This window comes from Archaeoglobaceae archaeon (assembly GCA_038734275.1).
In the GTDB taxonomy this organism is placed as follows: Archaea; Halobacteriota; Archaeoglobi; order Archaeoglobales; family Archaeoglobaceae; genus WYZ-LMO2.
Window position 1 is genome coordinate 192532 of the sequence record JAVYOO010000001.1, and the last position, 25432, is coordinate 217963.

Below are 25432 nucleotides of genomic sequence, written 5' to 3' on the forward strand. Positions count from 1 at the left end.
TTGAAGGTTTTTCAATTTTTATTCATACCATAAAGTATATATATCCTGAGGAATTTGATAGTTAGTAGAAGATTTTAAGCCATTTCAAAATTGGGAGGTGATTTTTATGCTAAACGTTGTCACTCTCTCCATATTTGAGATACTCCTCGGAATCGGCTGGGGAATAATGATTAGTCTCTATGCCTATCATATCATCTTAAGAGATCTCGAGGAAGTATATGGCATATTAGCCCTGATTACGAGTTTGGCATCTGTTTTGTCAATCTTTATCTCAGGTATTTTATACAACCATAGTGGAGGAAAACTTTTAATGCCCATCGCCGCTATTTCACTCTCAACTGCCTTATTGACATTATCTCACGCTGACTTCTTGTTAATTTCATTACTTCTCGGGTTATCCGCGGGCATACATGGAGTTAGTTCAGTGCTCGCAGCAAGTAACTTGGATGGAGACTACAGGAGATACTCAGCAGTCCATTCTTCTCACCTTTTGGGGTTTTCGATTGGATCTTTATTGGTCTTTTTAACACTCACAGGAGTTTTTTTAATTCCACTGGTATTAGCAATAGTTCTTGCAGGAATAATATACCCGAAATTTATTTCTCAATCCAATAAAATTGCTATAAATTCTGAAGTAAAAGGTGTTCCAAGTCTTTATTTGAACATAGTAATCTTTACTCTTCTTCGGCGTCGCAATTGGGATGTCGGCATATAATATCGACTTTTATTTAATACTGAAATACAATGCATCAGAAAAAGATGTGGCTATGATGTTCTCCATGGCTTCGCTTATGAGCGCTCTTACTACCTTAAGCATTTTGAAATTTGTGAGAACAGATCCTAAAATACTCCATACGGTGACCATATTAGTTCAGATCGTTCTATTTACATCGATTGCTATGGCCTCAGCGATTTGGATTGCTGTGATAATTTACACAATTCGTGATGCAGTGGCAGTATTTGCTGATTCCAGTTTGGAAACTTTATTGATCGACTCAAGTAATAAAAAGAGTTTTTACGTATCAGCTTTTCAAATTGGTTGGGAAGTTTTTACAGGGTTAGGAAAATTTATAGGAAGCCACTTGGCAGTTTTAAGTCCGGATCTACCACTCTTAGTGGCTTCTATAATCCTTCTGATATATGTTGTGTTTTTTATTTACATTAACAAACCTAACCGAAAACTTTATATAGAAATACCTATCCACCAAAGTCTGTAAGGAGGTGGTTGAATGGCTGTGCTTCAGGGAACACCCGTGCTTATACTTAAAGAGGGGACTCAAAGAACAGTTGGTAGAGATGCACAGAGAATGAACATTACGGCTGCGAGAATAATTGCTGAAGCCGTTAGAAGCACTCTCGGTCCAAAGGGAATGGATAAAATGCTGGTTGACAGCCTTGGAGATATAACAATCACAAACGACGGAGTCACAATCCTCAAGGAAATGGACGTAGAGCATCCAGCAGCAAAGATGGTGATCGAAGTCGCCAAGACTCAGGACAACGAAGTCGGAGATGGAACAACAACTGCAGTGGTTATCGCGGGAGAACTGCTGAAGAAGGCTGAAGAGCTTCTTGATCAGGAGATTCATCCGACTGTGATTGCAAGGGGATACAGAATGGCTGCAAACAAGGCAATGGAACTGCTTGAAAATATTGCAATCCAGATAAATGTTGAAGATGAAGAAATTCTAAAGAAAGTTGCAAAGACTGCAATAACAGGCAAACATGCAGAAGTTGCGGTGGATCATCTTGCAAATCTTGTGGTCAAAGCTATAAGGAGAGTTGCTGAGAAGACTGAGACAGGTTATAAGGTTGATGAAGACAATATAAAGCTCGAGAAACGCTATGGTGGTAGCGTTAAAGACACCCAGCTCATTGAAGGCATTGTAATCGACAAAGAAGTAGTTCATCCAGGAATGCCCAAGAGGGTGAAGAACGCAAAGATTGCAGTCCTTAAAGCCTCCTTAGAAGTAAAAGAGACCGAAACTGACGCAGAAATCCGAATTACTGATCCTGAACAGTTGCAGAGATTCATTGAACAGGAGGAGAAGATGCTCAAAGACATGGTAGACAAGATTGCAAACGCGGGAGCAAATGTTGTGTTCTGCCAGAAGGGTATAGATGATCTTGCCCAGTATTATCTGGCAAAGGCCGGAATTCTTGCAGTAAGGAGAGTGAAGCAGAGCGATATAGAAAAGATTGCAAAAGCAACTGGAGCAAAGATTCTCACAGATCTGAGAGAGATAAGCCCGGCAGATCTTGGTGAAGCTGAGCTTGTCGAGGAGAGAAAGGTTGGCGACGAGAAAATGGTCTTCATTGAGGGTTGCAAGAATCCAAAGGCTGTAACGATATTGATCAGAGGTGGAACCGAGCACGTTGTGGATGAAGTCGAGAGGAGCATGACCGATGCTGTAAAGGTTACAAAGGCTGCAGTTGAGAGTGGTAAGATCGTTGCTGGTGGTGGAGCACCAGAAATGGAGCTAAGCCTTAGACTCAAACAGTGGGCTCCAAGCATTGGCGGTAGAGAACAGCTCGCAATTGAGGCATTTGCAACCGCGCTGGAAGTAATTCCAAGGTCTCTTGCAGAAAATGCAGGTTTGGATCCCATTGACATGCTTGTAGAACTTAGAAAATTGCATGAGGCAGGAAAAGTCAGATATGGCGTTGACGTATTCAAAGGAAAACCGGCAGATATGTTCGAAGCAGGCGTTGTGGAACCGCTGAAGGTCAAGAAGCAGGCAATCAGCGGTGCTACTGAAGTTGCGATCATGATCCTGAGGATTGACGATGTAATTGCATCTAAGGGCACAGAGAGCAAGACGGGCACTGGAGAGAGCAGTAAGAGCGAAGAAGAAGAGGAGTCTGAATCCTCTTCTGAGGACTGAACGTTTAAACGACTTTTTTAAAAATTTTTATCAAATTCCTTTAAGTGTTCTAAAAAACTTTTCGAGTGCTCTTCTTCTGTGAGATACCAGATTTTTTTCTTCTCCCATTTCTGCAAACGTTTTATTGCCGTAAAGAAAAATTGGATCAAATCCAAAGCCTTTATCGCCTCTAATTTCTGTCGCTATCTCTCCTTCGACAATTCCTTCAAAAGTCATTACTTTTGTCCCGTCAAAGTAAGCAACGACTGCTTTAAAGTATGCTTTTCTGTTTGGAATTCCAGTCATTAGCTTTAATATTCCCTTATTGCCGATTGTTTTGAAAACATAGCTTGAATATGGCCCGGGGAATCCATTAAGAGCTTCTATAAAAAGTCCGCTGTCCTCAATGAAGAAGGGCTCTTTTATCTCTTTTGCAAGCTGTTCTGCACTTCTTTTTGCTATTATCTCAAGTTCTAAACCCTGAGGTTCTTCATACTCCATTTTAAGCCATTCTATCTCAATTGAAAACTTCTCGGCAAGGCTTTTTGCTTCTCTAAATTTACCTTCGTTTGAAGTTATGAATTTCATCATTACTGCTTCTGAGAGCAGTTAATAAGTTTTGATCTCTGCGGACAAAATAATTTTATACAGAGATAATCTATATTTTGATAGAGTGATCAGAAATGGTCTCTGTAGACTATGTTGTAATTGGCGCCGGATACGCAGGACTTCACTGTGCAAAGAAACTCCTTGAAAAGGGATTTGAGATACTTGTATTTGATATGCGTTGCCCTGGTGGGGAACTCGAGGTTTTTTCAAGGCTTAGTAGCTTTGCGGAGAGATATTCAAAATATATTGAGGAAATAAATGAATTAAAGAAAGAGATAAGTGTTGACTTTGGAACTGTCATTAAATCAAAGCCCGTGATTGTTAACTCAAAGAATGGGCTTAAACGTTTTGAAGCGAGAAGAGCAATTCTTTGTAGTGGGGCGGTTGATTCAGCACCGGTTCGACTAAATGTTTTAAGGAAGAAAATGTCCGGGATTTATACACTTGACCAGTCGCTTCGAATTCTTGCAGAAGATAAAAAACTTGGAGAAAAGATTCTGATTGCAGGTAAACGGGAAGCTATTGTTGATTTAATGGAAATGCAACTCGAAGAGATGGGATACGAATTTGATTTTGTTGAGGCAGGGGAGGATCTCGAAATTATGGGAACAGAAAGAATCAATTCGATTAAGGTAAATGGAGAGGAATACAAATGTGATACGCTCATATTTTACAATGGAAGGGAGCCTTTCAATCCTTTGAAACTTAAAGGAACACCGGTAGGCAATGTTGCTGTGTGCAGTTATGATTACTCAAAGGTAGAGGAGAACGTAAAGAATTTTCTTGCAAAAATTCAATAGGATTGATAGGAATAGAAAGATTTTTTAATTGACTTATTGGTTTCATATCGGTGGTAGGATGGAAATCAAAAAGATAGCTGTTCTTGGTGCAGGGGACATGGGCCACGGAATTGCTGAAGTTAGCGCAATAGCAGGCTATGAAGTGTGGATGAGGGACATAAAGAAAGAGTTCATCGATAGAGGGATGGAAAGAATTAAACAGAGCCTCGCAAAACTCCAAGAGAAGGGCAAGATTGAAAGTGCAGAAAGCGTTTTGGCAAGAATTCATCCTACCCTGGATCTGGCTGAAGCGGTAAGAGATGCAGATCTTGTGATCGAAGCTGTTCCAGAGGTCTTTGAGATCAAAACACAGGTTTTCGCTGAATGCGACAAACTTGCAAAGCCAGAGTGCATATTTGCGAGCAACACTTCAACAATGAGGATAACGGACCTTGCAAAAGCCACAAAGAGGGAGGACAAGTTCATAGGACTTCACTTCTTTAACCCGGTAGTTCTAATGAAACTTGTTGAAGTCATAAAAGGAGAGAAGACAAGTGATGAAACTGTAAAAATCTGCGTGGAATATGTTAAGAAAATTGGAAAGGAGCCTGTGATTGTCCGCAAAGACGTTCCGGGCTTCATAGTAAACAGGGTTCAAGCTCCTGCTGGAGCGTTGTTGATGTCAATTATCGAAAAAGGAATCGCTACACCGGAGGAAGTTGACGCTGCAGTTAAGAGAATGGGTCTGCCAATGGGTCCATTCGAATTGATGGACTTCACCGGTGTCGATGTGTTCTATCATGCAAGCAAGTATTATGCGAGGACTATCAGCCCCGATTATGAGCCACCAAAAATCCTCGAAGAGATGGTAAAAGCTAACAAACTTGGAAAGAAGACTGGAGTAGGCTGGTATGACTGGAGTAAGGGTAGGCCAGAGATAGATTTGAGCAAGGCAACTGATAAGATCAGCCCACTCGACTTTACAATGGTTGAGATAAATGAGGCTGTTAAGCTGGTCGAGATGGGTGTTGCAGACCCAGAAGATATTGATAAAGCCATGAAATTGGGTTTAAATCGTCCATTTGGACCATTTGAGCTGGTTAAATCGCTTGATGAGGATCAGCTGTTAAATAGGCTAAATGAGCTTGCAAACATGTTTGGGAAGAAAATATTTGAGCCTGCACAAACAATAAAAGAGAAGAGGGTGAAGCAGATGGTGGAGAAAGAAGAAAAAACTGAGCAGGTTGGGGAGTTTAAGACGATAAAAATAGAGAGACTCGGAGACGGAATAACGAAGCTGATATTGAACAGACCGGAGCGATTGAATACGATTTCAGTTGAACTATTGGAAGAACTTGATAAGGCAATCTCCATGCTCTGGAACGATGAGCAGACAAGAGTAATCATCTTAACGGGTGCCGGAACAAAGGCATTCTCTGCTGGAGCGGATTTGTCGTCTCCGATATTCCATCCGTTCGACTTCGTGGAGCACAACAGAAAAGGCGAAAGAATATTCAGAAAGCTTGGAGAAATTCCAAAGCCTGTAATTGCTGCAATCAATGGCTATGCACTTGGTGGTGGATTTGAAATTGCAATGAACTGCGATATCAGGCTTGCAAAGAGATCCGCAATTCTTGGATTGCCTGAAGTGGGACTGGGCATAATCCCCGGATGGAGCGGGACTCAGAGACTGGCGAAGCTTGTAGGAATCAGCAGGGCAATGCAGTTGGCTTTAACTGGTGAGAGGATCACGGCTGAAGAAGCTGAAAGATGGGGCATCGTAAACAAAGTCTTCGATGATGATAAGTTCGAAGAAGAAGTTCTGAAGTATGCTAAGAACATTGTCGAGAGATGTGCTCCGATTTCGATGGCACTCATAAAGAGGCTCATCAACAAGGGTGCTGAAGTCCCAATGGATGTGGGTATGGAATGGGAGTGCACAGCCTGCGGTGTTGCATTTGCAACGGATGACATGAAAGAGGGTATATCTGCGTTCTTCAGCAAAGAAAAGCCAAAGTTCAAGGGTAGATAAATTTTAATTTTTTATTTTATTATATCTACAAAAACTTTTTCTCCCTCTTTTACCCTCTTCAATCTGCTGGAGTCTTCGAGAATTTTGCCTATCACGTTTACAGCACTTGCAGGACGGATTTTATCATCGCTAATTGGAGTTTTTCCAAAGAACAAACAAATTGCTTTTCCGGGGATCCAATAAGCCACATCACCAACTTCCACTATTTCTCTGCTGTTTTCTGCAACTTTACACTCAATCCCGGTTTCAAAGTAGATCTCATCCCCCCACCGATGTGCGAACGCTACAAGGGGTAGAACCTTGGCTATTGCTTTGATTGTTTCCGGAGCCAAACCTTCGTAGAGCTCTGCAGTGCATTCCACACTTTCAAACCTGAATCTAAGTTTCATATCTCAAGTTAAAACCCAGGTTTTTATGATTTTTCAAACCCAAAATCCTTCTTTATCTGTTCTGCAACTTCTTTTCCTGCTTTAAGGCTTCCATTCATGCTTCTTTCTGGATAGTTTGGTTTTGAAGTCATTCCAGCTATGTAAAATCCATCGTAAACCCTATATGGAGTAATTTTCCTGATAAAGCCTTTTTCGTAAATGGGAGAGCTGTATTTCGCTTTGAATACTCTGATCCAATTGACGTCTCTTTCTGTGATTCCAAATCTTCTTAAGTCCCCAAAAAATAGTTTCTGAATTTCAGAATCCGATTTAGTAAAGAGCCAGCCATCTGGTGTGGAATAGCTTGCCAAATAGATTAGATTTTCACCATAATCTTCAAATGGCATGAAGTTGGTGTGTTCAATTATTGCCCCAAAATTAGCCTTATCGACGTTAACCCAATAAATATCCGAGAGACTCCTTTTCAAAGACAATAATGCGCAAACAGAGCTCTGATAACTTATTTCTGACAATCCAAACTTTTTTGTAAACTCACCAAGCTCTGGGAGTGGTGCAGTAAAAATAACTGCATCAAAATCTTCACCATTCACATTCCATTTGCTTTCGAGCTTTATTTTACTCGCTTCCGTCACGATTTCCAAATCCTCAGTCATTTTTTCTATAAGCTGATAGAATCCATGTCTTAGATAGCCAATTTCTTCTCCTTTGAGCTTTCTGTTACTCCTTATAGCAACTCTTGCAAGAAGCCATGCGTAGCTCACTTTTTCAGCATTATCTCCAAACTTGGCTTTTAGCATAGGCATAAAAAAATTATTTAAAAGATTAGCACTAAATTTCTTCTTTAGAGCTGAGATAACTGAAATGTCGTCAAAATCCTCATAATTTAGTTTTTTACTCCTCATTGTGAACATTGCAAGCCTGAGCTTGTCCAAGAGAGACATATGAGGATATTTCAGGATCTCAAGAGGGGTGCTGAGCGAATAAATTCGGTCATGAACAGCAAAACCGACCTTTACAGTCTTCCATGTGAGCTTTGAACTTAGTCCGAGTTTTTTTATTACTCTCAAAAGCTCCGAATCGGATCTAAAAAGGTGGTGGTAAAACTTCTCAATACAGTAACCATTACAAAAACTCGATAAAAGTCCCCCAATTTCATTTTTTTCAAAAACTTTGATTTTTGCATACTCCTTTAGCTCGTTTGCAACTCTTAAGCCTGTAAGCCCAGCGCCAATTACTGCTATTTTCATGAAACTCATGTAGCGGGATAATTTAAAAGATTTTCAGCAGAGATTTGCTATAAACTGCACCGATACAATTAAATTATCTGAAAACAGTTAAAATTAAATACCAGGAGCTGGTATGATATAATAGTGATAGTAATGATGGAGCAGAAGTTACTCCTCAAAAAGAATGCTGTTCCAACAGGTATAGCTCTTCTGGATAAGAGATTAGATGGCGGGTTACCCGCTGGAAGCTTTGTGTGTCTTTACGCAGACCCAATTGCGATGCCTGAAGCTTTTCTTTATCAATTTGCTTCTGTTAACAATAGTATATATCTCACAACGAATCGCCCGGCCAAATTTATCCTCAGAGATATGCAGTTGATGAGACTTGACACTAAAAATGTTCGCTTTATAGATGTTTTCTCGCAATACTACCTTAACGAGTATGGACAGTTCATAGTGGAGGACAGATATAGAAACAAGGAAATTTTCGACTTCGTTTCTGAAAGTCTGAATCATGGTAGCGATAAGAATGCCGCAATAATAGTGGACTCCATATCTTTTTTCCTGAATTTGGATGTTGAGTGGGGATTAAAGGACTGGTTGCTTAACAAGCTCTACACGATATCAAAGGATTCAGAAAAAGTCGTCTATGTTTACCTTATAAAAAATGTGCATCCTCTTCCCGTGGTTTACAAGGTGTTGGACCTTTCTGATGTCGTCATAAATGTTGAATCGGAGAGGATTGGAGAAAGGATAGTTTCCAAATTTGCGTTACCAAAGATAAGAGGCGGAAAACCGATAAACGAGTTCTTCAGATTTTACGTGGAAGAAGGTGTTCAGGTGGACACATCGAGAGATATCGCCTGATTGCAAAAAATTTAAACCCTTTTCGCAATTTTTTGATGTGCATGCGATTGTATGCGAGGACGTGTGGATGGTATATCGATCATTGTTCTCCGAGAAAATTGCGCTGAGTGGGATTAATCTTAAAATTCCAAAAAATAGGATTTTTGGTCTTCTTGGTCCAAATGGCGCTGGTAAAACAACGTTGATATCTTTAATGGCTACTCTGCTTAGACAAACAAGGGGAAGAATTGAGGTTCTCGGATACGACACAGTAAAGGATTTCAAAGAAATAAGAAAGAGAATCAATGTTGCAAGTGGAAATCCAAACCTTATTTGGAGTCTTACGGTTTACGAGAATTTGAGGTATTATTCACTTTTATATGGCTTGAATGATAAAAAAGCAATTGAGCAACTGATTAAAGAATTTGAGCTTGAGGAGTTTAGGAATGTGGAATTCAACAGGCTCTCAACGGGAAACAAGCAAAAATTGATTTTAGCAAGAGCTTTTGTGAATGATCCTGAGCTTGTTTTTCTTGACGAGCCAACAAAGGGACTTGACCCGCCTGTAGCAAAGAGGCTAAGAGAAAAAATACAATCTCTGCAAAGAGACCTTGGGATAACAATTGTTTTAACAACGCATTACATGTCCGAAGCGGAAATGCTTTGCGATCGAATTGCTTTCATAAATAGGGGAAAAATTGTTGCTGAGGGAACCAAGGAGGAGCTTAAAAGAATGCTGAAAATGAAGGACAAAATAACGATAGAAGTCGATGCAAAAGTGCCCGAGATAAAGCTTGACGGTGTTTTCATGGTTGAAAGGGATGGAAATCTAATCTCTTTCTATGTTGATTCTGCTGAAAGCAGACTCTGGGATATTGCAAGCGAGGTTGCTAAGTTTGGCAGGATAAAGAACATATCAGTAAAGGAAGTCGATCTTGAGGATGTCTTCAATGAACTTGCGAAATGAAATTTACAAGACTTTGGGATTTACATATCGAAACTTTATAATAACCAAACGGAATTTCTTTACTCTCTTTGAGACTTTATTCTGGCCAGTAATAGGCTTGCTGTCCGTAGGATTAATGGGTGCCTACCTGAACCTTGAAGAGAATTACTTGGCATTCATTCTGATTGGTGCAGTAACGCTTAGCGTTCTTCAGGTTTCACAGCTTGATGTGGCCTATGTTCTTCTTTTTGACATATGGAGCAAAAGTCTGCGTTATACCTTCGTTACACCAATATCGATCTTTAACATGTTATTTGGTGCTTGGCTATTCGGAGTTCTGAGAGGATTTATTGCATTTCTGATACTCGTTATTTGTAGCGAATTGCTTTTTGGTCTTAACTTGCTAATCCAGCCAGCAGGAGTTCTTTTATTCCTTTTTGGGATCTTTTTGAGTGCGATGATTATCGGGACTTTAACCTGCTCCTTACTTTTGATATTTGGTTATAGAGCAGAGGTAGCTGCATGGACTTTAACGGCAATCTTCATGCTTCTCTGCGGAATTTACTATCCAGTAGCTTTGTTGCCTCCCGGAGTGCGAGAAGTAGCCTACATGATCCCACTTACGCATTTCTTGGAGTTTTATAGAAGCTTTTACAACTTTCCACCGAGTTCAAGCAGTCCAGCATTTTTTGGTTTTCTCCTAAGTTTCTTGCTTCTGTTCTTCCTGTTTTTAGTCCTCGTCTGGGCATTGGATAGGGCAAGAAGAAGAGGGACAATTACGCAGTTTTCTGAATGAATGATTTCAGGATAAATCTTTTAAGATAAAAAGAAACTTTTAGTTTATGAAGGAGAAGAGATGTGCTAACTGTAACAAATGGTCGCCGCACAGTTTTTACTCTTTTGTTGGTTACTGCTACGAAAAGAAAGAAATGAGTCTCTTCGAGTCTTTTTGTGGACTCTTCGTTGAGCTTAAACTTGAAGAGGGATTCTATTGGTGTAAGACTTGTAGGAGCATCGTTGAGTTTGAAGACGTTAAAGAGCACATAAGCAAGGAACACAGCATTTTCAGGAAGACATTCCTTGATCAGGACTACAGAGAGGAAATCTATGAAGGTTGATCTAAGCTTCGCAATCGGCGGTTTTCAAGGAGGCGGAATCGAGTCTGCAGGACAGATTGCTTTAAGGGCTTTTGTTTTAAAAGGTTACGAAGTTTTCGGTAGCAGAGAGTTCCATAGTAACATTATTGGAGCTCACAGCTATTTTCACATAAGAGTTGGTGGCAAGGCTTTGAAATTGCCGCTGAATGCACTCATTGCACTCGATGCGGAGAGCATTTTTACTCACCTTCAAAATTTGGGAGATGGAGCTTTATTGGTTTGTGACGAACACAGCCTGAAAACGAAAGTTTCAGAAATTCCTTCGATGAGTAGAAGTTTAAAGAAGAGAATTGAGCAAGCCCATGGCGATCTCACTCTTGAAAAAATCTTGGCAAATTACAAAATCAGAGTAGTTGCCATTTCGATGAAGGATTTGCTGAAAGAATTGATCGCTGGAGGGCAATCTTTGTCAATATCAAGGGTTCTGAATGTAATGGGAACTTCTGTTGGGCTTTATCTTCTTGGCTTGGACAAGGAAACGATAAAAAAAGCTATAGAGAAGCAATTTACTGACTCTCAGACTAATCTGAGGGCAATGGAGATGGCAATCAAAGAGGTTGAAGAATTAGATAGAAAGGAGTTGCCTGATGGTAAAAAGGAGGATAAGCTAATTTTGAGTGGAAATGAAGCGGTTGCAATGGCAAAAATTTCTTCCGGGCTTGAGTTTTTGAGCTTTTACCCTATAACTCCCGCGACTGACGAATCTCTTTATATCGAAAAAAATGGCAAAGCAATAACGATTCAGGCTGAAGACGAGATCTCTGCCATAGCCATGGCATTGGGAGCAAGTCTTGCTGGTTTAAGAGCTTCAACTTCAACCAGTGGCCCAGGATTTAGCCTTATGAATGAAATGATAAGTTTTGCAGTCCAAGCAGAGATTCCAATAGTCATAACCCTCTGGATGAGGGCTTCGCCAAGCACAGGAATTGCAACTCGAACATCTCAACAGGATCTGCTTCATTCAATTTTTTCCGGGCATGGGGATACTCAGAAAGTGGTCATCGCATCGGGAGATCACAGGGAGGCTATTGAAGACACTATAAAAGCTTTTGAGCTTGCAGAGGAATTTCAGATTCCTGTAATTCATTTGCTTGACAAGTTCATCGCTTCAAGCATAACCGCGATTGATAAAACCGCTTTCAGGAATTTGCCAAATAGAAAATTTAATGGAGAATCTGAAGGTTATCTTCGTTACAAACTTACAGAAGACGGGATAAGCCCATTTTTACCAGTTGGAAGAGCAACGATGATTGTTAGTAGTCTCGAGCACGATGAATATGGATTTGCAACCGAAGATCCTGTTGATCGGGAAAAGATGATGCTAAAGAGAATTAGGAAGTTTGAAAAGCTTGCAAAAAGCGTTTCTAAAGAAAGTTATTGTGTTTATGGAGAAAAAGAAGCAGAAATAACTTTAGTCTCCTTTGGTTCAACTAAGAACGCGATATTGGAGGCAATTGAAGAGCTCGATGTTTCTACAAAATTTATCCAGCTCAGAATTCTAAATCCATTTCCAGATCTCTCTAAAGAGATGGTCGGAAAAGTAATCTGTATCGAATCAAATGCCGGACAGCTCTCTTTTCTGCTAAGGGGCAGAGTAGATGGCATTGTCAGAAAGCTAAATGCAAGACCGATTTACGTGAACGAAGTCGTAAAAGCAGTCAAGGATTTCTTAAGTGGAAAGAAAGAGGTGATAATGAGTGAAGGAGTATGATTACAAAACAGACGCATGGGTTCAGTGGTGTCCTGGTTGTGGGAATTATGGTGTTCTAAGTGCATTGAGAAAAGCTTTGGCAGAGCTTAAAATAGATCCAAAGAAGCTCGTAATTGTCAGCGGAATTGGTTGTTCTTCGAGAATCGTATATTATATTCGTGGTAGTAATGTTCACACAGTCCATGGTAGAGCAATTCCCGTGGCTTCTGGGATAAAGCTTGCAAATCCCGGGCTTACAGTTTTAGTAGCTGGAGGAGACGGAGATATTCTTGGCATAGGAGCGGGGCACTTTGTTGCTTTGGGCAGGAGAAATATCGATCTTAAGGTTTTAATTCACGATAATGCAGTTTACGGGCTTACAAAAGGACAGGCCGGGCCAACTTTACCTTCAGGGGTTAAATTGAGAGCCATGAACTATGCAAATATTCATGAAGCTGTCAACCCTTTGCTTTTAGCGCTTGCCTCAGGTTATGCATTCATAGCAAGAGCTTTTGCCTACCATGTGAAAGAACTCAAAGAGATTATAAAGGAAGCAATCCTGCATAGGGGCTCTGCGGTGGTCGATATCTTACAGCCATGCGTTACCTACAACGATTTGATGACAAGGGAATGGTTCGAGAAGCGTATTTATTATCTTGAATCGCCTCCTAATGAATCTGAGCTACTCCAAAGAATGAAAGAAGTGGATCGAATCCCGCTGGGAGTGTTTTATAAGGCCGAAAAAGAGACCTTTGATCAGAAAATGGCCCTGATGGTCGGAAAGAACAAAGATCTCAAGACCTGATCACTGGCTCCACGACTGCAAATTTCTCCACATCAACAAGCCCAAGATCTGTGAGCTTAAGCTTCGGAATGACTGGTAAAGCTATAAACGACAGCGTAATTATCGGTGATTTTAGCTTACAGCCCAATTTTCTCAATTTCTTTTCGATTTCTTTGAGTCTTTCAGCAACAATTTCAGCCTTTTCGTCGCTCATAATCCCGGCAATTTTCAAAGGTAACTCGTAAAATTCATTATCATAAACAACTATACCCCCACCAATTTCGATGAGCCTATTGACCGCTTTGCAGATCTCCACATCGCTCGCTCCGATTGCGACGATGTTGTGGGCATCGTGGGCAATGCTTTGAGCTAAAGCACCCTTTTTCAATCCAAAACCCCTGACATAGGCTTTTCCAACGTTTCCTGTTCCTCTGTGCCTTTCAACAACTACCGCCTTTAGAATATCTTTGCTCACTTCGATCCCATCAACGTTCTCAACGCCCTCTCCTGTTATGATCTCGCCATCTATGATCTCTATGATCCTTGCCAAACCGTTGGGAATTGCTATGTCTGATTCAGAGATCTTTTTGGCTTTTACAGTTTTCTTTGCATCTTCGGGATACTCAAATCTTGTGAATACTGGTTCTTTCCCCCCAACAAAGACCTTCTTCACTTCAAGTCTTCGCAGATCCTTAACCAGAGCAATATCAGCAAACCTCCCCGGAGCAATTAGACCAGCATTTATGCCAAAATACTCTGCAGGATTTATGGTTACAGCTTGAAGAGCCTTGAATTCATCAACTCCTTCTGCAATAGCCTTCCTTAGGGCACTGTCGAGATATCCCTCGCTTAGCAAATCCAAAACACTTCTGTCGCCATCGGTGACAAGCATTACTGCTCTATTTCCAAGAATAGTCTTCAAATTTCTGAGATTTTTCGCAGCAGACCCTTCCCTTACCATAACTCTCATTCCAAGTCTTAATTTTTCCTTTGCCTCTTCTAAAGTAGTGCTTTCATGGTCTGACATGATCCCGGCAGAGACATAGGCATTTAGAGCCTTATCCGATAATTTTGGACAGTGTCCATCAACAATTTCTGCTCTCTCTATCTTCTCGAGCAATTCGTCTTCGCAATTCAAAACTCCGGGATAGTTCATCACCTCTGCAAGTCCTATTACTTTATCGAGCTTGAGAAGCTCTTCCACGTCTTCTGCCGTAATAGTGCCTCCAGGAGTCTCAAGTGGTGAAGAAGGCACACAGGATGGTATCATGCAGTAGAATCTTATCGGAGTGTTTTTTGCTTCTTCAAGAAGATAAACGATCCCCTTTTTTCCAAGAACGTTTGCAATTTCATGAGGATCTGCCACAATGCAAGTATTTCCGCGTGGAACAACAAGTCTTGCAAATTCCGAGAGTGTTAAAAGGCTCATCTCGATGTGAGTGTGGGCATCTATCAGTCCAGGAATTGCATAAAGTCCCTTAGCATCGATTTCTCTTAAACCATCGTATTTTCCAATTCCAGCAATCCTGTCACCACAGATTGCTATGTCCGAGTTGTAGATCTCTTCAGTTAGAACATTTACAATTTCGGCAGATTTTATAACAAGATCCGCCTTTTCTTCACCCTTTGCAACCTTTACTATTCTTTTTATTTCATTCTTCGATAATTTCTCTGACCTCCTCATAGCTAAGCTTTAAGCCGTAATCCTCAAGGATGCGAATAGCTTCCTCTAAACTTTTTGCTTTTCCAGAAATTAATCCCTTAACGTCCTCTTTTAAACTCCAAGGATAAACAATCCATTTCCACCCTTCCATTTCGGATGCATAATAATCGGGAATGAACTTAGAAGTCTTTTTATAATCAATTACGGCTATTCTGATCTCTTTTGGCAGCAAACTCTTTACATGATCTTTTACAATCTTTATCGTCTCACCTGTGTCTGCAACGTCGTCAACGATCAAAACATTTTTTCCTTCGAGATTGACATTAAGTGGTTGAGTGATTTTCGCTTCGCCGGTTATAGTAGCAACCATTCCCCAGTGCTCCGTCTTTACACTGTATAACTCTCTCACTTCTAAAAGATCAGCAAGAATCCTTGCAGGAACCCAACCACCACGAGCAACCGCGACTATTACGTCAACTTTGTATCCATTCGCTCTGATCTTTTTTGCAAGTTGTTTGCAAAGCTGGCAAATATCATTCCAGTTGTAGAGATGACACTTGAACATTGCGAACATTTTTGAGGGGGAGAATTAAATTTTTCGGTAACCAAATGGACTGTATCATTCTACTTGAATTAATATTTTTAGAAAAAATTATAAGTAAGCTGACAGAGTTTATATGTGGCACTCACAATTCAGCTACCCAAATTTGAAACCGTAGTGGTGAAGGATCGAAAAGGCGAAGAAATCACGATCAGACAGTATGACCATTCTATGGATCGGGATAAACTCCTTGAAATGTATCTGAACTATGACCCTCAATTTCGCTGTTTGGGATTGCCACCCATAAATAAGGAGGCAATAAAAAGCTGGGTAGATTATTTGGGAACTAATGGATTTGCGATCGTTGCTGAAAAAAATGGAAAGATTGTTGGACATCTCGTAATAGTTCCATCGGAAAAGAATGAGGTTGATTTAACGATTTTCATTCATCAGGATTATCAAAATCGTGGGCTGGGACAAGAGATGATGAAGTTGATAATAGAGTTTTGCAAGAAAGCAGGTTTCAATGCGATCACACTCGTGACGGAAAGAAAAAATGAAAGAGCAATTCACGTATACAGAAAGCTTGGATTTGAGATCGTAGCTCCCTATTACGAATACGATATGCGTCTCCAACTCAGGTGATCTTTGGCTTAACTTTCTGCCACGGTGCTATATCTTGGAAAGCTTTCGAGATCCTGAGGACACCCAAGTCGTCGAATTTTCTGCCAATGATCTGCATTCCGATTGGTAAACCATCTTTGCTGAATCCCGCTGGAATTGATGCCGCTGGAAGCCCAGTGAAGTTGAATGGATACGTGAAGGGCATCCAGCCTATCGGGGTTGTGGGTTGCCCAGCAATGTCCTCTGGATTCAACCTTCCGAGTTCAAATGGCTTTACTGCGGTGGTTGGTGTAACAAGGTAGTCGTATTTTTCGAAAATCTCACGCAAAGCTTTCCAAAGTTCCATTTTTCTTTCTTCGATTTTTATGTAGTCTCTATAGCTAAAAGATTGTGCAATATCGAGAAATCCAAGATATGGTGGAAACGCGACCTTTTTCCATTCTTCAATCTTATCCGCCAGAAATGAAGTGAATTCGAGCACGACTTTCAAAGTTAACTCCATTTCGAGGCATGGTGTGTTAACTTCAACTTCTTCAACTTCTCCAACCTTTTCAAGCTTGAAAACCGCTTTCCTTACAACCTCCTCAACTTCAGGATCAACTGTTGCGTAGCCCAAATTCGGTGAAAAAGCTATTCTAACGCCATCCACAGGATCGCTTAAGCTCTTAAAGTAGCTTTTTCCATCATCGGGCAATGAGTTAACATCACGCAGATCGAAGCCTTTGACAAAATCGAGCAGAAAGGCAGTATCTTCGACAAAATTTGTCAGAAAACCCTCGCTTACCATTCCAACGAACACTGGCATTTGAGGATACCATGGAATTCTGCCTGTGGTCGGCTTCAGCCCATAGAGAGAGCAGAAAGATGCAGGAATCCTTATGCTTCCTCCACCATCGTTCCCAGTTGCAACTGGAACCATGCCCGCAGCAACCGCAGCAGCACTGCCACCGCTTGAACCGCCAACTGTCCTATTTAGATCCCATGGGTTTCTTGTTGCACCAAATAGCGGGTTGTCGGTGTAGGCTATAAGCCCGAATTCAGGCATGTTGGTTTTGCCAATCACAACCGCCCCCGCTTTTTTCAGTCTTTCTACGAAAACCGCATCTTCCTTTGGCACATAGTTCTCGAGCAGTTTTGAGCCGTAAGTTGTTCTTATTCCCTTAGTGTCCGTGTTGTCCTTTACAGCAATTGGCAAACCCGCCAAAGGCTTATCTTTTGCCATTTTGGCTTCTTCAACTGCTTTTGGATTTAAAGTCACAAATGCGTTTATTTTCGGATTCAATTCCTTAATTTTTTCAAAATAGATTTCAACGAGCTCAGAAGCTTTTATTTCTCCACCTTTAAGCTTTTCAATCAATTCAGGAATAGTTTCCATAACATCACCTTCAATAATTGAGTAGAAATACTTTAAAACTTTTCGCAAACTGCAAGTATGCTTTCAAAGATCGAGGCAGAAGTTCTGCGCAATGCGGAAGTGGGAAAGGTTTACAGCTTAGATGAGCTTGCAAGCCTTACAAAGATGAGTAGAGATGCAGTGATGAAGGCGGTTTTTCTTTTGCAGGAAAAAGGATTTTTGGAAGTATCTGAAGTGAAAAAGATCAGATATAAAATTACTGAAGAAGGAAGAAGGTATCTCAAAGAGGGTTTTCCAGAAGAGAAGCTTTTGAAATTGCTTTCTGAGACCGATGAAGTCGAAAGACTGAAGTCGGCACTTGGGGATGAATTTCAGATCGCAGTTGGATGGCTGAAAAGGAGGAATGTTTTAGAACTAAAAGGAGGTAAAATAAGACTAATTAGCAAGCCAGAATTGGCTGAAAAAAGGGCGTTGGAGAGAGTTGATAAAGGAGAGGAAATCGACAGAGAATTGCTTAAACTTCTTGAAAGGCGAAAGCTTATCGAAAAGGTTGAAGAGAAGACTTTTCAGGTTAAAATTCTCAAAAAAGTTGAATTCGACTTTAAAGAGACAATTTCTGATCTAACACCAGAGCAAATAATTACTGGAAGTTGGAGAAGTAAGAAATTCATTAGATACGACATTAAAATCCCCTCTGCAGAAATCTATGGTGGTAAGAGCCATCCTTACGAAAGAATTATCAGGGAGTGCAGAAAGATCTTTTTAGACATGGGGTTCAAAGAGATCAAGGGCAATTACGTTCAGCTTGCCTTCTGGAACTTCGACGCCCTTTTCCAGCCCCAGGATCATCCCGCAAGGGACATGCAGGATACATTTTACTTGGACAGATATGAGGAAATTGACTACGAAAAAGTTTCAAATGTGAAGGAAACCCACGAGAATGGCTGGATCACGGGATCTACTGGCTGGAAAGGGGTTTGGGATTTGAAGAAGGCTCAGCAGTTGGTTTTGAGAACGCATACGACCGCAGTAACTATAAAATACTTGGCAAAAAATCCAGAGCCACCGCAAAAGGCTTTCTGCATCGACAGGGTTTATCGCAGAGAGAGCATTGACGCAACGCATCTTCCAGAATTTGACCAACTCGAAGGAGTTGTGCTTGACAGAGATGTTGGCTTCAAGCATCTCTTGGGCTTACTTAAGACTTTCTTTACAAAGATGGGCTTCGAAGACGTTCGCTTCCGCCCAGGATATTTCCCGTACACAGAGCCAAGCGTTGAGCCCGAAGTCTACGTGGAGGGACTTGGCTGGATTGAGCTTGGCGGAGCAGGAGTTTTCCGAAAAGAGGTCACAGAACCACTGGGTATCAAAGGCAAAGTGCTTGCATGGGGTCTTGGAATTGGTAGGCTTGCAATGCTTAGAATTGGTCTAAAAGATCTTAGAAAATTGTATTTGCCGGACATAAACTGGCTTAGGAGCTTTCCAGTTGTTAAAAAATAGTTGTTAATGTTTATTACTTAAATTTATTTTCGAGCAAGATTTAAATCTTGAGAGTCCATTGCGTTAGGGGGTGATCGAATGGCTGAGAATGTCGTCTTGGTAGGCAAAAAGCCAGTGATGAACTATGTGCTTGCAACAATAACTCAGCTCAATGAAGGGGCGAAGGAGGTTGTTATTAAGGCTCGTGGTAGGGCGATAAGCAGGGCGGTAGATGTTGCGGAGATAGTTAGGAACAGATTCGTTCCTGGACTTAAGATTAAGGGGATCAAGATTGACACGGAGGAACTTGAATCTCAAGATGGAAAGAAAATGAACGTTTCTACAATTGAGATTACAATTTGCAAGTAGAAAATTTTTTAAATTTTTCAAATAAATCGTTGCTGTGAAGGTCGGATATCTCTGCACGTTTACTCCAAAGGAGATCATACATTCAGCAGGATTCCTGCCATATCGAGTTTTTGCCACTGAAAGTCCAATAACACTGGCCTCAGGATACATTCAAAGCTATGCTTGCTCGCAGGCAAGAGGGGCACTTGAGTGCGCTTTGAACGGTGATTTTTACGCATTCGTTTTTACAAGGTGTTGCGACACTCTCATGAGATTAACAGACATTTTTGAATTCGTCGGGAAGAGAGTTCATAACATAGAGTTTCCCACTAAGATTGGAAATATTGATTATTACGTTAAAGAGCTAAAAGAATTCCTCGCAGTTTTGAAGGAATGGGGAGGGGATGTGAGCTTTGAGAGTCTTCTGGAGAGCATCAAACTTTATCGAGAGCTTGAAGAGAAACTTAAAAAGCTTTTTACATTGGCACCCGATTACGAGACAGTAATAAAAGTTCAGCAGATCGACGTTAAAGATGCAATAAAGCTTGTAGACGAAAAATTGAAGTCTGCCAAAAAATGGGGGAATAAGCCTAAAGTCCTGATAACTGGTAGTGTTTGTCCATACCTAAAGGTTTACGATTTGTTCCGGGAAGCGGGTTTTTCCATAAAAGATGACATTTGCACAGGAAGTAGATTTTTTGAATTCAATTATCCGAGCTTTGAACCCGAAGATCTTGATAGTGCTTTGAGGTTCATTGCGGAAAAATACTTCTACAAGTCTCCATGCCCGACAAAGCACTACTCGAACGACAGAAGATTCGATTACGTTTTAAAGCTTGCTGAGGATTGCGATGCGGTTGTATTTTTGCTTGTAAAGTTCTGCGAACCACATTTCTTTGATTATCCACAGCTTAAAGAAAAACTGGAGCAAATGGGAAAAAAGGTTGCTTTAATCGAGCTTGAATTTCCAGTTGTCTCGACTGAGCAAATACGCACGAGAATAGAAGCTCTCAGGGAGGTGATCTGATTGAGAAGGCTCGAGATCTCAGAAAAAATGCGGGAACTGATGACTGGCTACTACATGGCAGGTATGCAGGCAGATTGCAACGCTTGGATCACGAGCGGTGCCCCTGTAGAATTGTTGCATGCCTTTGACGTTTATCCAGTTTATCCTGAAAACCACGGTGCATTAATAGGTGCGACAAAATTCGGTGGATATTACTGCGAGTTCGCAGAAAAAAAGGGATTTTCGAGGGATCTTTGCTCCTATGCGAGATGCGACATTGGTTGTGTTTTTGCTGGCACAAGTCCAATTGGCGGATTGCCAAAGCCCACATTTCTATTTGCCTGCAATAACATCTGCAATACCGTCGTTAAGTGGTATCAGGTGCTTAGCAGAATCTTCAAGGTCCCATTATTCGTTCTGGACATGCCCTTTATCAGAAAGGAGCTAAAGGAACATCATTTGAGATACGTTGAGGAGCAGCTATACGATTTTATAAAATTTGTGGAAAAGATAACAGATAGAAAGCTTGATGATGCGAAGCTAAGAGATGTAGTTTTGAAATCAATGGAAGCGGTTGAGCTTTATTCGGAATGTCTTAGAATGGCAAGCAATAGACCATCGCCAATGACTTGTTTTGACGCATTCGTGAATATGGCTCCAATCGTTTGTTTGCGTGGAACAGATCATGCAGTCGCTTTTTATAAGGAAATGAAGCAAGAACTTGAAGAAAGAGTTAAGAAGGGAATTTCTGCAATTGATAACGAAGAAATCAGGCTTCTTTGGGACAATATTCCGGTGTGGTATAGGCTTAAATGGTTCGGAGAGTTTTTTGAGAAAAGAAATGCCTGTCTCGTTGCAGATACATACACAAATGCGTGGTCTGGATTTAAGGTTGTAAGGGGTAGCGATGTTATTTCTGGAATTGCAGAAGTTTACACAGTCTCTTATCTAAACATCGGCATGGATATGATGGTCGATATCATAAATCGCCTTATAGAGATTTACGATGTTGACGGGGTTGTAATGCACTCGAACAGAAGTTGTAAGCCTTATTCTTTTGGGCAGTATGAAATCCAGAAAAAGCTTAGTGTTCCATCGGTGATCATTGAAGCGGACATGGTCGATGAGAGAGTTTTCAGCGAGGCTCAAGTTGTGACGAGACTTGAGGCTTTTCTTGAGATGCTATGATTTCCGCAGGAATAGATCTTGGCTCGATTACTGCGAAATGTGTCATTTTGAACAACAGCAAAATTTTGAGCTACAAAATTATGAAGGTAAAACCAAATCTTGAAGCTACCGCAAAGGAAATTTTTGAAGAAACGCTGAGATCTGCAGGAGTTAAAAAGGACGAGATTAGCAGAATTGTAGCAACTGGATATGGCAGAAACATGGTAAGCTTTGCAGACAAAAAGATCACAGAGATCAGCTGTCATGCAGTTGGAGCAAGCTTTTTGATTCCACAAACAGGCACCGTGATAGACATAGGCGGGCAGGACAGCAAGGTAATCGCAGTTGAGAATGGAAAGGTTTTGGATTTTGTGATGAACGACAAATGTGCTGCAGGAACGGGGAGATTTGTGGAAGTGATGGCAAATGCTTTGGGGTTGAAAATTGAAGAAATTGGCAGTCTTGCCTTAAAAGCAACGAATAAGGTTCGGATATCCTCGACTTGCACCGTTTTTGCAGAATCGGAGGTTATAAGCTATCTTTCAGCTGGAGAGAAACTTGAAAACATAATCGCTGGTGTTTGCGATGCAATTGCGAGCAGAATTGTGGCGATGGTCAATAGAGTTGGACTCAGAAAAGAAGTTGTTCTCACTGGCGGTGTTGCCAAGAATTTGGGTGTGAGGAGAGCAATTGAAGAAAAGCTTGGTGTGGTAGTTATAGTTCCAGAAGAACCGCAGATCATCGGAGCCCTTGGAGCGGCGGTTATAGGGACGAGATAATTTAAAAATGGGTTGAATTAGCCACTTAAATTTTTGCGACATCTTTTTAAGTAGTTATTCCAATTATTAAATGATGAAAATTTCGACGGGAATAGAAGGACTTGACAAACTAATGATGGGCGGTTTCCTCAAGGGAAGAGCTTACTATATCAAAGGGGAAAGTGGAACTGGCAGAACAACTCTGGGGCTTCAATTCCTTATTGAGGGGGCAAAGAAAGGTGAAAGGGTTCTTTTCATAACCCTTACGGAGAGTGCAGAATATATAAAGGAGAACTCAAAAAATTTGTTCCTCGAGATCGAGGGCATCGACTTTCTGGATTTGACTCCAAGTTCTGAATATTACAGAAGTGCATACGACATATTTCATCCCGGCGAAGTAGAGAGGGAGAGAATTTTTGAAGAGACCACGAGAAAAGTGGAAGAAATAAAGCCTCAAAGGGTATTCATAGACTCAATATCGGAGTTCAGAAGACTCGTGCCCAATGCCTTCGTTCATAAAAGGCAGGTCATTTCATTCATAAAATTTCTGAATTCCATCGGCGCGACGGTGCTTTTCACCTCCGAAACGACTCAGGAGACACCAGATCAGGATCTGGAATTCATTGCGGATGGGATCGTTGAGTTAAAGAGAGACGAAGAAGGACTGAAAATTGCAGTTAGGAAAACAAGGGGCAGTGATTTCGTTCCTGGCTGGCACAGGATGGAGATAGGGGAGGAAGGAATAAAAATATGTTTATTTTAGGGAATGAAACCAAAAATAAGAATTGAAATCTTTGGTAAGGCAAATAGAAAGCTTTTGGAGGAATTTCTATCTGAAAAGTATGAAATCTCCGAAGCAGAATTTGATCTGCTAATCATTGATGAACTTACGCTGAAAATGAAGATGGAAGAGGTTGAAAAAATACGTTCTGGGACTTTTCATCCAGTTTTACTCGTAGCAAAGGAGAGAGTTGAGGAAGAGGTTTGGGGACTTGTAGATGAGGTTATAAGGATCCCAATCCAGAAGTCTGAACTCCTGAAAAGGGTTGAAGCCCTCTTAAGGACAAGAATGCAGGCTATAGAGCTGGAAAAACATTCAAAAATGCTTGAGCTCGAGCTTGGGGTTCTCTTTGAGTCTATAGGAAATCCTGTTTTGGTTTTATCTCCAAATTTTGAGATAATCTACGCTAATAGAAAAACAAAGGAGCTTCTTGAAGCAATCGGGATAAGTGATCCCGTGGGATTGAAATGCCATAAGGTATTCCACGGAAAAGATGAGCCAGTAGAATTTTGTCCAGTGAATGCGATGCTAAAAAGTGGAAAAACAGAAACAAGGGAAATGGAAGTCCCCATTCTTGGTGGGAGCTTTGTTGTCACCACTACACCAATTTTCGAAGATGGTAAGCTGAAGAAGATCATCCACATTGCAGTCGATGTAACACCGTTAAGAGAAGCTGAAAAAGAGATAAGATCTTTATTTTCTGAAGTTTCAAGGCTTAATGAGCTTTTGAGAGTTATATACAGAGTTAACAGGCAGATGGTAAGGAGAAAAGATTTCGGAGAAGTAATTTCAGATGTAGTTAGAGAATTGAATAAATTGGGAGAGTGCTTTTTTACACTTGATAAAGATCGAGAATGCGTCAGGAAAGCTATTGAGAGAAAAGAGATTGTAAGAGAGCATTCTGAGGATTGCAGATTTTATCAGGAGCATAAGGAAAAGCAAGTGATAGTATACCCTATTCAGATCAACTCAGAAGTTGGAGCCTTGTTTTTTATCACTGAAAGGCTTCGAGAGAGTGAATTTGAGCTGATTAAAACCCTAATGGGCGACATTGAGTTTGTAAAAGAGAAGTTAAGACTTGAAGATGAAAAAACAAGGCTATTAGAACAGCTCCAAAGAAACATAAATGAGATAGCATATCTCGTTGACGGAATAAGAAATCCACTGGCAGCTATTTTCGCCTATATGGAACTTTCTGCAGACGATAAGCTTAGAGAGAAAGTTCATAAACAGGTTTTGAGAATAGATGAGGTTATTTCAAGACTTGATAGGGTTTGGGCCGAGTCTGAAAAAGTTAAAAATTTTATAAAATAAATGGAAACATATAAATACATAATAATTTCCATGAGCTTGATTAAAACCTTGCTAACTAAGTTGAGCTTAACTTAAGAACAAACCGAATAAAAACCTATATACATCACTTCTGTATGGGAATAGATGAAAATAGGCACTTCTGTCTGGTTCGGGCATCGACCTTTTGAAGCCAAATTTGAAGAACTGCTTAATATGGGATTTGATTACTTTGAAATATCCCTCGATTATCCATTTCCAGAAAGGGCAGATGAACTTGAGAAGGCTTTAAAGGATTATGGAGTTCAACCCGCTTTCCATGCTCCCCTTGACATGCTTCTCGCTTGTCCGAGGGATGAAGTATTTAGAGCATCGATGAAGGTGCTTGAAAATTGCTTGAAATTTGCAGAGAAATTTGAAACTCTTTATTTCAACTTTCATGCGATGCACTTCTCACCAACTTTCATCTTTCCAGAAGTTCGCAAAGACGGGATCAGAAACATTGAAAAGGCGATAAATTTCGCCGTCGAATACAGCAAGAATGCGGGTTTCGAGGTTTGCTTGGAAAACGATCAGTTTTTCATGGAGGAATTCGTGCTTGGAGACGTTAAGCTAACCCTTGACATCGGACACTTTGCAATCGACTCCCATCGTCTTGGGCAGGACTACAGAGAAGCCCTAAGGAATTTCGCAGAGAAATACAGAAGCAGAATAATCGCCTTGCATGTTCACGACTTCAGCTTTGCTACGATGTCAGACCATTTACCTTTGGGCACTGGTGAACTCGATGCCAACTTACTTAAATGGCTAATTGAAAAGCTAAAACCGAAATTCGCTCTCTTGGAGATCTTCTGGAAGAACATGAAGTTCAGCATGAACTTTGCAGATTCTAAAGATCTCGAGAAAAGTCTTGAGTTTTTGAAGTCAATAGAAAAAGCTTGAGACTCTCATGAAAATGTAATAAGATACAGATTACTAAGGAGAGGCGAGTGAAATGATGCTATAAAAAGACTTGAAGCCTTAAAGAAGGTATTAAAGTCGTAAAAGCTCTGTATCGGTGTAATTTTCTCATAGGGGCTCATAAGATGGCGATTAAAAT

Annotated in this window: 25 protein-coding genes; 19 read left to right on the top strand and 6 right to left on the bottom strand. The window is 40.7% G+C overall.

Translation table 11 applies throughout. From position 1 onward, the window contains the following. Positions 1 to 106: 106 nt before the first annotated feature. Together QXI54_01035 and thsB are read left to right on the top strand one after the other, a co-directional pair. Positions 107 to 715 carry a hypothetical protein gene (locus QXI54_01035; protein MEM0301738.1) on the top strand — a complete coding sequence of 203 codons (609 nt, stop codon included), beginning with the start codon at positions 107 to 109 and terminating at the stop codon, positions 713 to 715. 514 nt (positions 716 to 1229) lie between these two features. Beyond that, positions 1230 to 2885 carry a thermosome subunit beta gene (thsB, locus tag QXI54_01040; protein MEM0301739.1) on the top strand — a complete coding sequence of 552 codons (1656 nt, stop codon included), beginning with the start codon at positions 1230 to 1232 and terminating at the stop codon, positions 2883 to 2885. A gap of 30 nt (positions 2886 to 2915) precedes the next feature. Here the strand turns inward: thsB and QXI54_01045 are convergent, their stop codons facing one another. Then, positions 2916 to 3452: an XTP/dITP diphosphatase gene (locus QXI54_01045; GenBank protein MEM0301740.1), complete on the bottom strand. Its 537-nt coding sequence runs from the start codon at positions 3450 to 3452 to the stop codon at positions 2916 to 2918. Between the two features lie 95 nt (positions 3453 to 3547). Here QXI54_01045 and QXI54_01050 point away from each other — a divergent pair, with 95 nt between their 5' ends. Both QXI54_01050 and QXI54_01055 read left to right on the top strand, forming a co-directional pair. Continuing rightward, a complete protein-coding gene (locus QXI54_01050; GenBank protein ID MEM0301741.1) occupies positions 3548 to 4273 on the top strand; it encodes an FAD-dependent oxidoreductase in 726 nt (241 codons plus the stop codon). A gap of 58 nt (positions 4274 to 4331) precedes the next feature. Beyond that, the gene (locus tag QXI54_01055) at positions 4332 to 6284 is read left to right on the top strand and encodes a 3-hydroxyacyl-CoA dehydrogenase NAD-binding domain-containing protein (protein ID MEM0301742.1); all 1953 of its coding nucleotides are present in this window, start codon (positions 4332 to 4334) and stop codon (positions 6282 to 6284) included. A gap of 11 nt (positions 6285 to 6295) precedes the next feature. Here the strand turns inward: QXI54_01055 and QXI54_01060 are convergent, their stop codons facing one another. Both QXI54_01060 and QXI54_01065 read right to left on the bottom strand, forming a co-directional pair. Beyond that, positions 6296 to 6673: a cyclophilin-like fold protein gene (locus QXI54_01060; GenBank protein ID MEM0301743.1), complete on the bottom strand. Its 378-nt coding sequence runs from the start codon at positions 6671 to 6673 to the stop codon at positions 6296 to 6298. A 23-nt stretch (positions 6674 to 6696) separates the two neighbouring features. Next, complete coding sequence (locus QXI54_01065) at positions 6697 to 7920, bottom strand: NAD(P)/FAD-dependent oxidoreductase (GenBank protein MEM0301744.1); 1224 nt, start codon at positions 7918 to 7920, stop codon at positions 6697 to 6699. A 132-nt stretch (positions 7921 to 8052) separates the two neighbouring features. On the opposite strand from QXI54_01065, the gene QXI54_01070 reads away from it, so the two are divergent. The 6 genes from QXI54_01070 to QXI54_01095 are packed head-to-tail and all read left to right on the top strand — an operon-like array spanning position 8053 to position 13343. After that, on the top strand, positions 8053 to 8766 hold the full coding sequence (locus tag QXI54_01070; GenBank protein MEM0301745.1) for an RAD55 family ATPase: 714 nt from the start codon (positions 8053 to 8055) through the stop codon (positions 8764 to 8766). Between the two features lie 37 nt (positions 8767 to 8803). Continuing rightward, entirely contained in the window at positions 8804 to 9712 is a 909-nt protein-coding gene (locus QXI54_01075; protein MEM0301746.1) for an ABC transporter ATP-binding protein, read from the top strand. Then, the gene (locus tag QXI54_01080; GenBank protein ID MEM0301747.1) at positions 9696 to 10487 is read left to right on the top strand and encodes an ABC transporter permease; all 792 of its coding nucleotides are present in this window, start codon (positions 9696 to 9698) and stop codon (positions 10485 to 10487) included. The genes QXI54_01075 and QXI54_01080 overlap by 17 nt, the downstream gene beginning before the upstream one ends. Before the next feature lie 46 nt (positions 10488 to 10533). After that, positions 10534 to 10809 (top strand): hypothetical protein, encoded by a 276-nt coding sequence (locus QXI54_01085; GenBank protein MEM0301748.1) that lies wholly within the window; start codon positions 10534 to 10536, stop codon positions 10807 to 10809. Further along, a complete protein-coding gene (locus tag QXI54_01090; GenBank protein ID MEM0301749.1) occupies positions 10799 to 12559 on the top strand; it encodes a 2-oxoacid:acceptor oxidoreductase subunit alpha in 1761 nt (586 codons plus the stop codon). Before QXI54_01085 ends, QXI54_01090 begins: the two co-directional genes overlap by 11 nt. Beyond that, positions 12546 to 13343: a thiamine pyrophosphate-dependent enzyme gene (locus QXI54_01095; protein ID MEM0301750.1), complete on the top strand. Its 798-nt coding sequence runs from the start codon at positions 12546 to 12548 to the stop codon at positions 13341 to 13343. The genes QXI54_01090 and QXI54_01095 overlap by 14 nt, the downstream gene beginning before the upstream one ends. Here QXI54_01095 and ade read toward each other — a convergent pair. Then, positions 13333 to 15006: an adenine deaminase gene (ade, locus tag QXI54_01100; GenBank protein MEM0301751.1), complete on the bottom strand. Its 1674-nt coding sequence runs from the start codon at positions 15004 to 15006 to the stop codon at positions 13333 to 13335. The two genes, QXI54_01095 and ade, sit on opposite strands and share 11 nt — an antisense overlap. Further along, complete coding sequence (locus QXI54_01105; GenBank protein MEM0301752.1) at positions 14975 to 15550, bottom strand: phosphoribosyltransferase; 576 nt, start codon at positions 15548 to 15550, stop codon at positions 14975 to 14977. Before QXI54_01105 ends, ade begins: the two co-directional genes overlap by 32 nt. Before the next feature lie 114 nt (positions 15551 to 15664). On the opposite strand from QXI54_01105, the gene QXI54_01110 reads away from it, so the two are divergent. Then, the gene (locus tag QXI54_01110; protein MEM0301753.1) at positions 15665 to 16171 is read left to right on the top strand and encodes a GNAT family N-acetyltransferase; all 507 of its coding nucleotides are present in this window, start codon (positions 15665 to 15667) and stop codon (positions 16169 to 16171) included. On the opposite strand, the gene QXI54_01115 is transcribed toward QXI54_01110, so the two are convergent. Next, the gene (locus tag QXI54_01115; GenBank protein ID MEM0301754.1) at positions 16164 to 17525 is read right to left on the bottom strand and encodes an amidase; all 1362 of its coding nucleotides are present in this window, start codon (positions 17523 to 17525) and stop codon (positions 16164 to 16166) included. The genes QXI54_01110 and QXI54_01115 overlap by 8 nt on opposite strands. Positions 17526 to 17582: 57 nt before the next feature. Here QXI54_01115 and QXI54_01120 point away from each other — a divergent pair, with 57 nt between their 5' ends. The 8 genes from QXI54_01120 (at position 17583) to QXI54_01155 (ending at position 25275) form a co-directional block, all read left to right on the top strand. Further along, positions 17583 to 19004, top strand: a complete 1422-nt coding sequence (locus tag QXI54_01120; GenBank protein MEM0301755.1) for a phenylalanine--tRNA ligase subunit alpha — start codon at positions 17583 to 17585, stop codon at positions 19002 to 19004. A 78-nt stretch (positions 19005 to 19082) separates the two neighbouring features. Further along, on the top strand, positions 19083 to 19352 hold the full coding sequence (gene albA / locus QXI54_01125; GenBank protein ID MEM0301756.1) for a DNA-binding protein Alba: 270 nt from the start codon (positions 19083 to 19085) through the stop codon (positions 19350 to 19352). A gap of 34 nt (positions 19353 to 19386) precedes the next feature. Beyond that, entirely contained in the window at positions 19387 to 20358 is a 972-nt protein-coding gene (locus QXI54_01130; GenBank protein MEM0301757.1) for a 2-hydroxyacyl-CoA dehydratase, read from the top strand. Continuing rightward, positions 20359 to 21525, top strand: coding sequence for a 2-hydroxyacyl-CoA dehydratase subunit D (locus QXI54_01135; protein ID MEM0301758.1), 1167 nt, complete (start codon positions 20359 to 20361; stop codon positions 21523 to 21525). It abuts the gene before it with no gap. Next, complete coding sequence (locus QXI54_01140; GenBank protein ID MEM0301759.1) at positions 21522 to 22283, top strand: acyl-CoA dehydratase activase; 762 nt, start codon at positions 21522 to 21524, stop codon at positions 22281 to 22283. Before QXI54_01135 ends, QXI54_01140 begins: the two co-directional genes overlap by 4 nt. Before the next feature lie 73 nt (positions 22284 to 22356). Then, complete coding sequence (locus QXI54_01145) at positions 22357 to 23025, top strand: ATPase domain-containing protein (GenBank protein ID MEM0301760.1); 669 nt, start codon at positions 22357 to 22359, stop codon at positions 23023 to 23025. A gap of 3 nt (positions 23026 to 23028) precedes the next feature. Continuing rightward, entirely contained in the window at positions 23029 to 24357 is a 1329-nt protein-coding gene (locus QXI54_01150; protein MEM0301761.1) for a PAS domain-containing protein, read from the top strand. A 123-nt stretch (positions 24358 to 24480) separates the two neighbouring features. Next, complete coding sequence (locus tag QXI54_01155; GenBank protein MEM0301762.1) at positions 24481 to 25275, top strand: sugar phosphate isomerase/epimerase; 795 nt, start codon at positions 24481 to 24483, stop codon at positions 25273 to 25275. The last annotated feature ends 157 nt before the right edge of the window (positions 25276 to 25432 follow it).